This is a genomic window from Ilumatobacter sp., assembly GCF_965215205.1.
Lineage (GTDB): Bacteria > Actinomycetota > Acidimicrobiia > Acidimicrobiales > Ilumatobacteraceae > Ilumatobacter_A.
Window position 1 is genome coordinate 3769091 of sequence record NZ_OZ244049.1, and the last position, 12637, is coordinate 3781727.

Annotated in this window: 11 protein-coding genes and 4 pseudogenes; 8 read left to right on the forward strand and 7 right to left on the reverse strand. The window is 64.6% G+C overall.

The window, feature by feature from the left end; genetic code table 11:
* Positions 1–10: 10 nt before the first annotated feature.
* A complete protein-coding gene (locus ACOOHC_RS17645) occupies positions 11–1285 on the forward strand; it encodes a putative bifunctional diguanylate cyclase/phosphodiesterase (RefSeq protein ID WP_420453824.1) in 1275 nt (424 codons plus the stop codon).
* Between the two features lie 13 nt (positions 1286–1298).
* On the opposite strand, the gene ACOOHC_RS17650 is transcribed toward ACOOHC_RS17645, so the two are convergent.
* Together ACOOHC_RS17650 and ACOOHC_RS17655 are read right to left on the reverse strand one after the other, a co-directional pair.
* Complete coding sequence (locus ACOOHC_RS17650; RefSeq protein WP_420451699.1) at positions 1299–1961, reverse strand: hypothetical protein; 663 nt, start codon at positions 1959–1961, stop codon at positions 1299–1301.
* A gap of 73 nt (positions 1962–2034) precedes the next feature.
* On the reverse strand, positions 2035–2406 hold the full coding sequence (locus tag ACOOHC_RS17655) for an S-adenosylmethionine decarboxylase (RefSeq protein ID WP_420453825.1): 372 nt from the start codon (positions 2404–2406) through the stop codon (positions 2035–2037).
* A 372-nt stretch (positions 2407–2778) separates the two neighbouring features.
* Between ACOOHC_RS17655 and ACOOHC_RS17660 the strand changes: the two genes are divergently transcribed.
* The 7 genes and pseudogenes from ACOOHC_RS17660 (at position 2779) to ACOOHC_RS17690 (ending at position 8055) form a co-directional block, all read left to right on the forward strand.
* On the forward strand, positions 2779–3078 hold the full coding sequence (locus ACOOHC_RS17660) for a hypothetical protein (protein ID WP_420451700.1): 300 nt from the start codon (positions 2779–2781) through the stop codon (positions 3076–3078).
* 556 nt (positions 3079–3634) lie between these two features.
* A complete protein-coding gene (locus ACOOHC_RS17665; RefSeq protein WP_420451701.1) occupies positions 3635–3937 on the forward strand; it encodes a transposase in 303 nt (100 codons plus the stop codon).
* Positions 3937–4494 (forward strand): annotated as a pseudogene (locus tag ACOOHC_RS17670) (IS3 family transposase); the annotation flags it as partial. The gene ACOOHC_RS17665 and the pseudogene ACOOHC_RS17670, both read left to right, overlap by 1 nt.
* Positions 4495–4552: 58 nt before the next feature.
* Positions 4553–5948: pseudogene (locus ACOOHC_RS17675) on the forward strand (IS30 family transposase).
* Positions 5899–6075 (forward strand): hypothetical protein, encoded by a 177-nt coding sequence (locus ACOOHC_RS17680; RefSeq protein ID WP_420453870.1) that lies wholly within the window; start codon positions 5899–5901, stop codon positions 6073–6075. The pseudogene ACOOHC_RS17675 and the gene ACOOHC_RS17680 overlap by 50 nt, the downstream one beginning before the upstream one ends.
* Positions 6076–6250: 175 nt before the next feature.
* Positions 6251–6883 carry an IS110 family transposase gene (locus ACOOHC_RS17685; RefSeq protein WP_420451702.1) on the forward strand — a complete coding sequence of 211 codons (633 nt, stop codon included), beginning with the start codon at positions 6251–6253 and terminating at the stop codon, positions 6881–6883.
* A 39-nt stretch (positions 6884–6922) separates the two neighbouring features.
* Positions 6923–8055, forward strand: a protein-coding gene (locus ACOOHC_RS17690; RefSeq protein WP_420451703.1) for an IS3 family transposase whose coding sequence is annotated in 2 segments (ribosomal slippage) — positions 6923–7184 and positions 7184–8055 — 1134 coding nt in all. Because the reading frame shifts where the segments join, the coding sequence is not laid out codon by codon here.
* Positions 8056–8081: 26 nt separating this feature from the next.
* Here ACOOHC_RS17690 and ACOOHC_RS17695 read toward each other — a convergent pair.
* From ACOOHC_RS17695 to ACOOHC_RS17715, 5 genes and pseudogenes are all read right to left on the reverse strand, one after another.
* Positions 8082–8684 carry a DEAD/DEAH box helicase family protein gene (locus tag ACOOHC_RS17695; RefSeq protein ID WP_420453826.1) on the reverse strand — a complete coding sequence of 201 codons (603 nt, stop codon included), beginning with the start codon at positions 8682–8684 and terminating at the stop codon, positions 8082–8084.
* A pseudogene (locus ACOOHC_RS17700) lies at positions 8661–8861 on the reverse strand (hypothetical protein); the annotation flags it as partial. The pseudogene ACOOHC_RS17700 and the gene ACOOHC_RS17695, both read right to left, overlap by 24 nt.
* Positions 8862–8876: 15 nt before the next feature.
* Positions 8877–10184, reverse strand: a complete 1308-nt coding sequence (locus tag ACOOHC_RS17705) for an ISL3 family transposase (RefSeq protein WP_420451704.1) — start codon at positions 10182–10184, stop codon at positions 8877–8879.
* An 84-nt stretch (positions 10185–10268) separates the two neighbouring features.
* On the reverse strand, positions 10269–10538 hold the full coding sequence (locus ACOOHC_RS17710; RefSeq protein ID WP_420451705.1) for a hypothetical protein: 270 nt from the start codon (positions 10536–10538) through the stop codon (positions 10269–10271).
* Between the two features lie 538 nt (positions 10539–11076).
* Positions 11077–12306, reverse strand: a pseudogene (locus tag ACOOHC_RS17715) (IS256 family transposase).
* Positions 12307–12637 lie beyond the last annotated feature (331 nt).

Genomic DNA, 12637 nt, shown 5'->3' on the forward strand with positions numbered 1-12637 from the left:
GCAGCACGTGATGTCGGTGGCGTCGGATCCTCGACGGCGACAAATCGCAGTGATGTTCCTCGATCTCGATGACTTTAAGCTCGTCAACGATTCGCTCGGCCACGCGGCGGGTGACGTTCTTCTGCGAGAGGTCGGACGCCGCCTGAGAGCGACCGTGAGAGTCGACGACGTGGTCGGACGGATCGGCGGTGATGAGTTCGTCGTCGTCATCGTCGATCTCGACGCCGCCGGCGCGCAGGCCATGGGCGACCGAATCCGACAAGCGATGCGTGACCCGTTCTTGTTGGGTGGCGACGAGGTGGTTGTCACGACATCGATCGGCATCACGTTGGCCGAGCCAGGCGTGTCGCCCTCAGAGTTGATGCAGGACGCCGATACGGCGATGTATCAGTCCAAGGATCGCGGCCGCAACCACGTCACGATGTTCGACACCAGCATGCGTGACGGCGTCGCCCGACGGTTGGAACTCGAGCGTGGCCTCCGCTCGGCGCTGGAGAACGACGAGGTGTCGGTCGTCTATCAACCCGTCGTCAACACCACGACTGCGCGGGTCGAGGGTTTCGAGGCGCTGATGCGATGGACCACGCCGGAGTGCAGCTACTCCCCGGCCGAATTCATGAGCGTCGCCGAGGAGTCCGGGATGATCGTCTCGCTCGGAGCTCACGTCCTCGACGAGGCGTGCCGGCAGCTCTCCGGGTGGCGACGGAACGTTCCGGGCTGTGAGGATCTGACCCTCTCGGTCAACCTCTCGGTGCGCCAGATGCAGACGTCGAACCTGGTGGACACCGTGGCCGAGACTCTCGGACGCCACGAACTCCCCGGCCGAGCGCTTTGGCTCGAGATCACCGAATCGGTGATGCTCGTCGACACCGTGACGACCGCTGCCGTGATGAGCGGCTTGCGAAGCCTCGGCGTGCGGCTTGCAGTCGACGACTTCGGCACAGGCTTCTCGTCGCTCAGCTACCTACGCAACTTCCCGGTGTCGCGAGTGAAGATCGACCAATCGTTCGTCGCCGAACTCGGGACCCAACCAGTGTCGGATGCGCTCGTACGGGCGATCGTCGCCATCGGACGTTCGTTGGATCTTGACGTCGTAGCGGAAGGTGTCGAAACGCACGAGCAGGCGGCCGCCCTCGTCGAACTGGGCTGCCGCCGGCTGCAAGGCTTCTTGATCGCTCGTCCTGTCCCGCCCGGCGAGGTGCCGGCGCTCCTCAGTTCGGTCGACGTGGGTTCGCACTGTCCCGTAACGCCCCGTCGGGACGTGTGCCGACGGTGCGCCGCTTGAACTGTCGACGGTGTCAGCTCCCGGGGATCGGGTGCGGGAGCTCGGCTGCATACCAGGTCTGGCGATCGACGACGCCCACCTCGCTCCCCGGGAAGTTCGAGCCGATCCGCTGCACGAGCGAGTCGGTGTCGAACGCGGTCCGGTTGAACTCGCAGATGTCGAATACGAGCACGCCGCCCGCCGTCGCCGGAATGTTCCAGAGCTCCAGGTAGATCCGGTTGAACAACGTCATCCCACGGTGCTCCGGCGACACCGCCACGAGAATCCCGAAGTAGATCGAATCGGTTGCCGCGTGCTCCGGGTAGCGCGCTCGCAGAGCCCGAGGAGAGATCTGCGGCACCGCATCGAGGTAGTTCGTGACCATTCCGAGCCCCACCGGGGTTCTGCCCTGCCACCCCACGATCTTGGTGATCGCAGGATCGGACAGTTCGGCCAGCACCTCCTCGCGAGAAAAGCACTGCTGAAGGACGGCGAGTTCCTCAAGCGGCTCGAAGTTCATCCGGTACGCCTCGTAAAGGCGCTCGGCATCGGTGCCTTCGACTACGGACTCGAACGTGATCGTGACCGGATCCCCAACGGGGAACCGCTCGAGGATCGAACCCTGGAGCTCGTTGCCATCGGCATCCGCTACTGCATCGCGCAAGCCACCGGTCGACGTGTCAGATGTGCTGGTCACGCGACGATGATACACCGGCCCATGCGGCCCACCCGGTTGACTCAACCCCGGTCGCGCAAAAGCCCGGAAGCACTCACCGGCGGGTGACGGCGGCAGCGGTCGAGCAAGCGCCGCCGAAGTACTCGCGGCAAAAGCGCTCCACGGTGACGACGTCGTAGGGCGCGCACGAGAACACGTCCAGATGGGCGCTCCGACGGCCGCCCGAGAAGTGCGCCACGACGCTCGACGTCTCGATCAGCTGCACCAGGGTGTACCCCGCCGTCTTCGGGTCAGCGGTCCCGAACCACTCGATCAACGGATCCCCGTACCGCTTCATCACGAGCACCTCGTCGCAGAGCTCCGTCGCGAACGTCCGGATCACCACCGACGACTCGAGGCGGTCGACGTCGCACCCGTAAACGTCGATCGAAAGGGACCAACCAAACGGTTCATTCACCGAAGTCATACGGGCGAAGTGTACGTACGCCCAGAGCGTGCGAGCGGTCACACGAACCTCCCTCAACGATCGTCAGCGCAGCAGTCTCTTCCTTCGTGTCGAACGGGCCGACCAAGGCCGTCATGCACCTCGCCAAACGCACCGATGGCGTCGCGTTCGGCCTGGTCAGCTTCCGACATCACCGAGTCCGCTGCCCATCTACGCTCGCAAGCCCAACTGGTCACTGCTCGCACGATCCAACCCTGAAACGCAGAGAGCCCGCTCGTGGTGAGCCACACGTCACCTCCCGGGTGCAGGCGTCGTTTCGTTGCGCGAGTGTTGGACGTGAGCAACGGGTAGCAGGCACGCGCCCGATGAACGTCACGAAGAAGGATGATGGTCATGCATCGACAATCCGAAGCCGGGGACGACGACCACGGCACGGTCGCCAACGAACAGGAAGTCAAAGATGCGTTTGGTACCACGAGCGACGGCCGGTCCGTGGCTGAGCGCAGTGACGTGAACGATGAGGATGGTGACAACGTACGCGAGTACAGCGGCGAACCCGTACCCACCGAAGATGGCTACGTCATACCGCGACAGTCAGCCGTAGGAAGCCAACGAGCAGGCGACGGCGGCGAATGGCAGACCGATCCGGGAAAGGCCGACGCCGATACGGCCCATGCTCCCAACCCGACCTGATGACCCGTCGAGCCGGCACGGGTCGTGATGGCGTTCAAGTCAACGTAGAGAAGAACGGATTGACCTTCGAGGTCGAGCGACACGGGGACGACTCTGGCCAGCAGAACCCGACGCACGGGCTCGGCCAACCGGCCGTACGAATACCGGGGGACCGCAGTGGCGTTGTCCGAGGGTGAACAATGTGCGTTCGACTGGATCGTCGAACGCCTACGACGAGACCGAGACTTCGTGCGAACCGTCGAGGTCCTCGAAGCTCGACCCGCCACGCGGCGCAGGCGTATGCGTTCGTGGCTCGAACGGGCTGAGTGACAAGGGTGCGTCCAGGCCGTGGCGCCAGCGAGGAACTCATCGTCGCAGTCGAGGAGCGAGTGGTTGGCTCGGCACCAACGAGTGTCGATGTAGTAAACTAACGGGGATCGTCGGACGTGTAAGGTAGGCCCGTCGCAGTGGTCCATTGGGTCTGCCCCCGATCTGGTTGACATTTTGATGTGCCCCCAGTTCTGTGGACTTGGTTTGTTGGATTCGGTCATGCTCCTGAAATGAAGGAGATGCCGAGATGCCACGTCACTACGCACCCGAGCTTTGCCGCCGCGTCATCGATCTGATCGAGTCCGGCAAGACCGTTGCCGAGGTCGCCGCGATGGTTGAACCGTCCGATCAGACGATCTACAACTGGTGGAACCGCCACCTGGTCGACACCGGTCGCCGCGCTGGGACGCCGTCGATCGAGAACAGCGAACTGCTCGCAGCGCGCCGACGGATTGCCGAACTCGAGAAGGAACTCGTAGCGACGCGCCGCGCGAACGAGGTGTTGAAGGAGGTGGTTCCCCCAAAAGGAAGTTCGAGGCCATCTCGGTGATGGCCGGCGAAGGTCACGCCGTTGAACGAGCGTGTCGGATCGTCGGTGTCTCGCACGGCGGCTACTACATGTGGCGTTTGCGTGCTCCGTCTGAACGATCGATCCGCCACGCCTGGTTGCTCGATCAGATCATCGAGGTCCACGCCGCATCACGAGGCACCTACGGCGCTCGACGCGTTCACGCCGAACTCACCCTCGGCCGCGGCGTCAAGGTCGGCCACAACGCCATCGAGATATTGATGTCCAGAGCCCAGATCTACGGGCTCCCCGGCCCGAAACGACGCAAGAAGGTCCCACGAGTCGTCAGCGCCACCGACCTCGTCGACCGCGACTTCGCCCGGGTCGAACCGGACCGTTTGTGGGTCACCGACATCACCGAGCACCCCACACGCGAGGGAAAGCTCTACTGCTGCGTCGTGCTCGACACGTTCAGCCGGCGCGTCGTGGGCTGGTCCATCGATCACCGCCAAGACACAGCGCTCGTCACCAACGCACTCGGCATGGCCATCACCGACCGGAACCCCGACGCTGACCGCGAGGTCGTGATTCACAGCGATCACGGGACGCAAAGCGGATTCAGCTGGTCGTCGCAACACCTCGTTCCCGGAGGTGTTCATGGTTCGTCGTCAACAAACAGCAGACCGGGCGATTCGCCCGATGTTGCGGTCGCCTGGTCACCCGAAGTTCCAGCGTCATGTCGTGGCGGCGTTCTGGGCTGCGATCGCAAAGGGCAAGTTGCCCGAAGAAGCGTCCGCGGCTGCGGGTGTGGCGCAGGCGGTCGGAGCGCGGTGGTTCCGTCACGCTGGCGGCATGGCGCCGTTCGACATCACCGCTCAGCCCACCGGCCGCTACCTCTGTTTCGCCGAGCGCGAGGAGATCGCCATCCTGCGCGCCCAGGGCAAGGGCGTGCGCGAGATCGCTCGCACGGTTGGCCGGGATCCGTGAACGATCTCGACAGAGTTGCGCCGCAACGCAGCGACGCGCTCGGGCACGAGCGAGTATCGGGCATCGGTCGCGCAATGGAAGGCGGACATGGCCGCTCGACGACCCAAGGTCGCGAAGCTCATCGGGAACCCGCGACTTCGGGACTACGTGCAGGAGCGTCTTGCCGGACAGATCAGCGGTCCCGATGGCATCACCGTCGAGGGGCCGCCGGCGCCGAGATGGACGGGGATGAACAAGCCGCATCGCAAGCATCGGGCGTGGACGCGAGCGTGGAGTCCGGAGCAGATCGCGAACCGGATCAAGATCGACTTCCCCGAAGATGAGTCGATGCGGATCAGCCACGAAGCCATCTACCAGGCGCTCTACATCGAAGGCCGCGGAGCATTGAAGCGCGAGTTGGTCTGGTGTCTGCGCACTGGGCGGGCCCTGCGTGCCCCACGAGAGCGATCGCGGCGCAAGACCTGGGCTCACGTCACCCTGGAGACTCTGATCAGCGAACGACCAGCCGAGGTCGAGGACCGCGCCGTCCCAGGTCACTGGGAAGGCGACCTCATCATCGGGCTCGAACGCTCCGCCATTGGCACCGTCGATGAGCGAACAACCCGCTACACGATCCTTGTTCACCTGCCGCGAAAGCCCGGCTACCGGCACAAGAACACTCCCAAGAACGGGCCCGCCCTCGCCGGCTACGGCGCCGTCACGATGAAGAACGCACTCGCCAAGTCGATGAGCACACTCCCTGAACAACTCCGTCGATCGCTCACCTGGGACCGCGGCAAGGAACTCCGCCCACGCCCAGTTCACCGTCGAGACCGACATCCCCGTGTTCTTCGCCGACCCGAAGTCGCCCTGGCAGCGCGGCACGAACGAGAACACCAACGGCCTGCTGCGCCAGTACTTCCCGAAAGGCACTGACCTCACGGAATGGACCGCCGCCGACATCGAGGCGGTCGCCCACGCCCTCAACACCCGACCCCGAAAGATCCTCGGCTGGAAGACGCCCGCCGAGGCGCTCGATGAGCACCTACGCTCTGCCGCTCAAGCTGGTGTTGCAACGACTAATTGAACCTGGACAATATCTCAGCATTCGCTACACCGAACGACTGGCCGAGGACGGTGTCGTCAACGCAGTTGGATCCCGCGGAGACTCGTATGACTGCGATGATGCTGGTGTGCTGCTCTGGTCGGCCTGACCCTTGCTATGACCGGCCTCGTGCCCTTGCGTTGACATGTCGTCCGACCGGGGGAGCACACCGATCCAAGAGGCTGCCCGCCAGCCGAGCGGGCAGTGACCTCATAGGAGCCTGATCGACCAGGTCCCCTCGCAGTCCTGTCCTTCCCGCCCGACCGGCGAGCTGTCGTTGACCTGTGAAGGAGATCAACAACATGACCAGCATCGCGCTCGGCCGCCACGACGTCGTCGTCGGCGTCGACACCCACAAAGATGAACACGTCGCCGTCGCACTCGACGGCCTCGGCGGCCGTCTCGACGAACTTGCCATCGCTGCCAAGCCGCACGGCTATGCCGAGCTGCTCGCCTGGGCCGATCGCCTCGGCGCGGTGGTCACGTTCGGCGTCGAGGGAACCGGCTCCTACGGCAGCGGCTTGGCCCGGTTCCTGCGCCGGCATGGTCGACGTGTCGTCGAGGTGAGTCGGCCGCCTCGCAAGGGCGTACGTCGCCTGTCCGGCAAGAGCGACACCATTGACGCGGAACACGCCGCCCGTGAGGTGCTCGCAGGCAAAGCGACCGCCACGCCCAAGCTCGCCGACGGAATCGTCGAGGCGATTCGTCTGACCAAGATCGCACGCGACACCGCCGTCAAAGCCCATTCGCAGGCAATGATTACGCTCAAGGCGACGCTGGTGACCGCGACCGATGACCTCCGCTCGGAGCTCGAGCCGCTCACCGACTTCAAGTTGATCCAGGCCTGCGCCGCGCTCGACACGAGCGGCGACGTTGCGGTGACCCCCTGGGAGTGGTCCAGTAGTTGTGCGGTCTGATCGTCTCGGCCATGGTGGTCGGGGCAGAAAGGACCGACGATGTCTCGACGACGACACACGCCGGAACAGATCATCCGCAAGCTCGCCGAGGGCCACAAGCTCCTCGCTGGCGGTCAGACGGTCGAGGAGGTGTGCCGACACTTCGGCATCGCCGAATCGACCTGGGCGCGCTGGCTGAACCAATACGGCGGCATGAAAGCCGACGACGCGAAACGACTTCGTGAGCTCGAGTCCGAGAACGCCCGGTTGAAGAAGCTGCTGGCCGAGGCGGAGCTGGACAAGGAGATGTTGAAGCATCTCGCCGAGGGAAAATGGTGACCCCGAACCGCCGCCGTGACGCCGTGCGCGAGCTGGAGGATCGGTTCGGGGTCTCGCAGCGTCGGGCGTGCCGGATCGTGGGTCAGCACCGCTCAACTCAGCGCCTCGACCCGCCACCGGTCCCCGATGACGAGGCCGAGCTACGCGAGTTCCTCCGGGCGTTCGCGAAGCGGCGACCCCGGTGGGGGTGGCGACGCGCCGCGAAGGAACTCCGCCGGGGCGGCTGGAAGGTCAACAACAAGCGGGTTCGGCGCCTGTGGCGTGACGAGGGCCTGCAGGTGCCGACCAAGTCCCGCAAGAAGCGCCTCACCGGAGTCGGCGCGCACGTTGGGCCCATGTCGCTGATCGCGCCGAACGCCTTGTGGGCGCTCGACTTCCAGTTCGATCACCTCATCGACCACCGCCAAGTCAAAGTCCTCAACGTCATCGACGAATACACCCGAGAAGCACTTGCGATCGATGTCGCGCACTCGATCACCGCCGACGACGTCGTTGCCTGCCTCGACCGCCTCGCCATCGAACGCGGGCGGCCGCCAGCGTTCGTGCGCTTCGATAACGGCCCCGAGTTCGTCGCTGTCGTGGTCGCCGAGTGGTGCGCAGCGAACGGCACCGAGTGCGTGTTCATCGATCCCGGCTCACCGTGGCAGAACGCCTGGATCGAGAGCTTCAACAGCCGCCTACGGGACGAACTGTTGAACCTCTGGCAGTTCGACAGCCTCCTCGAGGCCCGAGTGATCATCGAGGACTGGCGCATCGACTACAACATCAACCGACCCCACACGGCCCACGGCGACCTCACCCCGAGCGAGGCCGCCAAGGCCTGGATCAGCCGACACCAACCCCAACCCGCATAACACCTGGACCACTCATCGGGACCCGCTCAGTGGACCTTGACGAACGACGATGCGTCGCTCTTCGGGCCCGTGCCGCCCGTCGTGCGGTGTGCCTCGTCGCAGACGATCAGATCGAACCTGCCGAGGCCCGCCTGTTGTGCTGCGGCGATGACGTCCATTGACTGATACGTCGAGAACACGACTGCCATCTGCGTCGGCGTTGCGCGAGCCCGCCACTCGTCGAGCAGCGACTCGACATCTGTCGACGCCGGCACTTGCAAGTCGTTGGCCGACATGTCCTCGTCGCCCTTCTTTCGCTTGCCCGCATGACGATCCGAACACACCGCGAACGTCGACAGGGGCACCTCAGCATCGTTCGCCCACTCCACCACCGTCTGGGACAACAGGTTGATCGACGGCACCAGGAACAGAACCCGGCCACCGGCGCCGACGACCTGCTCGGCGAGACGCAGTGACGTGAACGTTTTGCCGGTGCCGCACGCCATGATCATCTGGCCACGATCCGCGCCCGCATCGAAGCCAGCCCGCACATCGGTGATCGCATCGACCTGATGCGGGTGCAGCTCTTTGCGATGCGCCAGCGTGAGCTGCGTCGGGTTTGAGGGTTGGAACTGGTTCCAGTCGACCAGCGACTCCTCGAAGTCCTCGACCCGCCACACCGTGACCTTCTTCGACGTGGCCGCCAGGTTCTTGTGGAAGTTCGGCGACTCCGTGCCAGCCGTCGAGATCAGCAGACCAGACGAGAACACATCGTTCGACAACATCGCGATGAACGTCGACGCATTCGACCACGACAACGACGCCGTCGGCGCATAGAGGCTCTACGCGATTGAGCTGGGTCGGGCTCGGTGTCTCGTGACGTGGTGAGTCTGTCGTGGGCAACCGGCGGCGAGCAAGATCCGGAGCCGGTAGTTGCCGAGGTTGCGGAACCCTCGACCTGATCGTTTGACCTGCTTGATCGTCAGGTTCGTCGCCTCGACGCGACCGTTGGAGGCGCCCGTGGTGTGTCGCGCGAGGATCTCGGACCGCCAGCGGCTCAGCGTCTTGGCCAGTGTGCGTTGCTCGATCGTGGCGTCGGGATCGGTGCACCAGGCGACGGCTGCGTCGAGTGCTGCGGTGGCGTCTTCGAGGCTGTTCGCGAGGTAGATGTCGCGGACGAGTTCCTTGGCGACCCAGGTGTCGCGGACCTCGCCGTCGGGATCGCTGGCTGCGAGTGCTGTGTGGATGCGTTCCCAACCGCGTTCATCGACGCGCTCGGCGCCGAGGAGCAGGACACGGCGGATGTCGTAGAGCGGGTCGCCCTTCCAACCTCGATGCTCGAGCGTCTCTTGTTGAACGCGTTGGCGACACTTCGTCACCGCAGCGTTCGCGAGCCGCACGATGTGGAACGCATCGACCACCACGGTGACCTCCGCGAGCAACTCGCAGCGCACGATCGCGGAGCGGTAGCCGGGGTGCGGATCGACAGCGATAACCCGGATGCCGCCGACCCAGTCGGCAGGCTGCGAGAGCAGCCATCGGTCCAGGTCAGCCGCGTCACGGCCGTCGAGCACATCGATGACCCGACCCGTGGCGAGGTCGACGGCGGAGGTGACGAACCGGCGACGACGATGCCGCTTCGCAGGTGACATCACCGTCTCATCGAACCCGATCTGGGTGATCTCGCCGACCCGGCCGGGGTGGTCGACACGGGTGTGGCCGTGGCGCTCGATGCCGGCCCACACCGTGGACCACGTCACTCCGAACTCGCGACCCAACGATGCCGGTGTCGCCTCGACCGCAGCGATGCGATCTGTTGCCCAGCTGATCGCTCGCTCGGTGAGAACCCGGCGGGGCAGCACGAAGTCGTCGCGACGCTCGGTCCACGTCCGCGTCTCACACTCGGGTTCGCGGCACACGAACACCCGCTTGCACCACCGGATCGAGACCGGCCGACCACCCGCTGGCGCATCGCGCAGCGTCACGGTCCGCCGATCCTTGACCTTCGCGAACACCCCACACCGCTGACATGCAGCGCGCTGGGCGGTCGTCTCGATCTCGACCACCACATCGTGTGCGCCGTCGTCGATGCCCACCACCGTGAACCCGGGCGTGCTGAACCAACAGACACCTCCACTACCTTCGACCACCAGGGGCCTCCTTGAACTCGGACCGTCAGACAGTCACGAGATTCACCGAGGCCCCCACCTCACGCAGGGATGCTCAACCCACCTTCATCGCGTAGGGCCCGCATAGAACTTGCACTGCACCGCAACCAGATCACCGGTGCCGCGCTCGCGGGCGACGAGGTCGACGCCGGTGTCGGGAAGCCCGTCGGGTCGGTCGGGCCAGTCCTGCCACGACCACACCGCATCGAAGCGCTCGGTCCAGATCGGGTCCACCTGCAGGAACGCTTCGCAAAAGTCCTCGAACCGCTTCCCCTTGGCCGTCAGTGTCTTGGCTGACTCGTCGAAGAATTCCAACAGCTGGCGGAAGGTCGTCATCCGCCTGCTTTCAGTTCCGCCCAGATCACCGGCACGACAGTAGTTCTATGCCGGTTCCTGCGCTGTGCCATTCAGGCCGCCACCCGATCCACCGGCCCAGACCAGCGCAGTACTGATGATCGCTGCGACCCCGCTAGTTGCACAAATGTTACACGCGGGGATTCTCGATCAGGCTGCTCGGCGCCCCGTCCCTGCTAGATAGGTACGAGTTTCATGCGCACTTCTCAGCTTCCCAAGCTGAGAACGCGAGTTCGATTCCCGTCATCCGCTCCATAAAACGCCTGCTCAGAGGCCATCTGGTTCGTTCCGATGTCGACTCTGGTGCCTAGCTCGTGCCTAGACCGCTTGTGAAATCGAGGCGGCATCGCAAATTCGGGTCACACTCGTCGCGAGAACTCCCTGGTCCTGAGGCTGTGGCCTGCGGGACATCTCTGTGTTCTCAGGCGAGAAAGCTGATGTTCCTGCTGACCATGTGACGACCGCCGGCCTAGTGGCAGAGGCCCGCGAGGTGGTGGGGTTTCGAGGTTGATCCTCGGTGTCAGTCGCCGTTGTTGAGTTCGGCGATGGGGTCAGTCTCGCGCGTGGGGTAGAGCTTGGCCATGGAGCCCTCGGAGAGGTAGCGGCGGTCGGAGGCGACCCATTCGTCGTGCATGTCCGCGAGCACGGCGCCGACGAGGCGGATCACCGAGGCTTCGTTCGGGAAGATGCCGACCACGCGGCTGCGGCGCTTGATCTCTTTGTTGATCCGTTCGAGCGGGTTAGTCGACCAGATCTTCTGCCAGTGCGCTTTCGGAAACACGGTGAACGCGAGCACCTCTGCTTTCGCGTCGTCCATCAGCGGGCCGATCTTGGGGAACTTGTCGGCGAGCTGAACGCGCACCTGGTCTCACGTCGCTGCGACGTTGTCGGCGTCGGGTTGAACGAAGATCGTGCGGAACAACGCAGCGACCATGTCGGTGTGGCTGCGTGGGACGAGGGCGAGCAGGTTGCGAGCGAAGTGGACCCTGCAGCGCTGATGGCTCGATTTCTGAAACGACTTGCGGAGCGCGGCGACGAGCCCGGAGTGCTGGTCCGAGATCACCAGCTTGACCCCGCCCAGTCCGCGGGCCTTGAGCGAGCGCATGAAGCCTTTCCAGAAGATCTCGTCTTCGGAGTCACCGATGTCGCAGCCGAGGATCTCACGGTCGCCGTTGGCCGTGATCCCGGTCGCGACGACCACGGCCATCGAGGTGACCTGCGAGGTCTGGTTGCGGACGTGGAGATAGGTGGCGTCGAGGTAGACGTAGGGAAACTCGACATGATCCAGCGGCCTGGTTCTGAACGCGCCGACGACTTCGTCGAGACCACCACAGATGCGTGACACCTCGGACTTGGAGATACCTGAATCGATGCCGAGCGCGGCGACCAGGTCGTCGACCGAGCGGGTCGAGACGCCCGCGACGTAGGCCTCCATCACCACCGCGTAGAGAGCTTGGTCGATCCGCCGCCGGGGTTCGAGGATCGACGGGAAGAAGCTGCCTTTGCGGAGCTTCGGAATCGCGAGTTCGACATCGCCGGCCTTGGTCGCCAACAGCCGTGGCCGACTCCCGTTGCGCTCGCCGGTGCGGTCGTCCGTCCGCTCGAAACGCGCTGCACCGATCGTCTCGGTGAGCTCGGTCTCGATCAGCTCCTGGAGCACGAGTCGCACCGACTCGCGGATCAGATCGACACCATCACCGACGCGGAACGCGTCGAGCAGGTCAGATACGTCAGACTGGGACAGGGTCATCGGGGTGTTCTCCTTCAGTGTGCTCTTGCCGGAACACACCGAGAATCACGCCGATGACCCCACCCACGGGTGGACCCCTCAACTCACCCCAAACCCCACCACGCCATGGGACGCCTACGGCCTAGTGGTGCGGACCGCGATTATGGGGCGGGTGGGAGTGCGGAAGAAGTGCCGATGGCGAGCGGCCGGAGCGACCGGGGATTGCTGATGATCTGATCGGGTCAACCCGGCCGTGTCGTTGATCTGTCTTACCGAGCGTATTGCGCTTCTCCGATGGCAGTTCTGAACTTTCGAACCGACGAGCGCTCCGAACGAGCGCTCGCAGAACTCA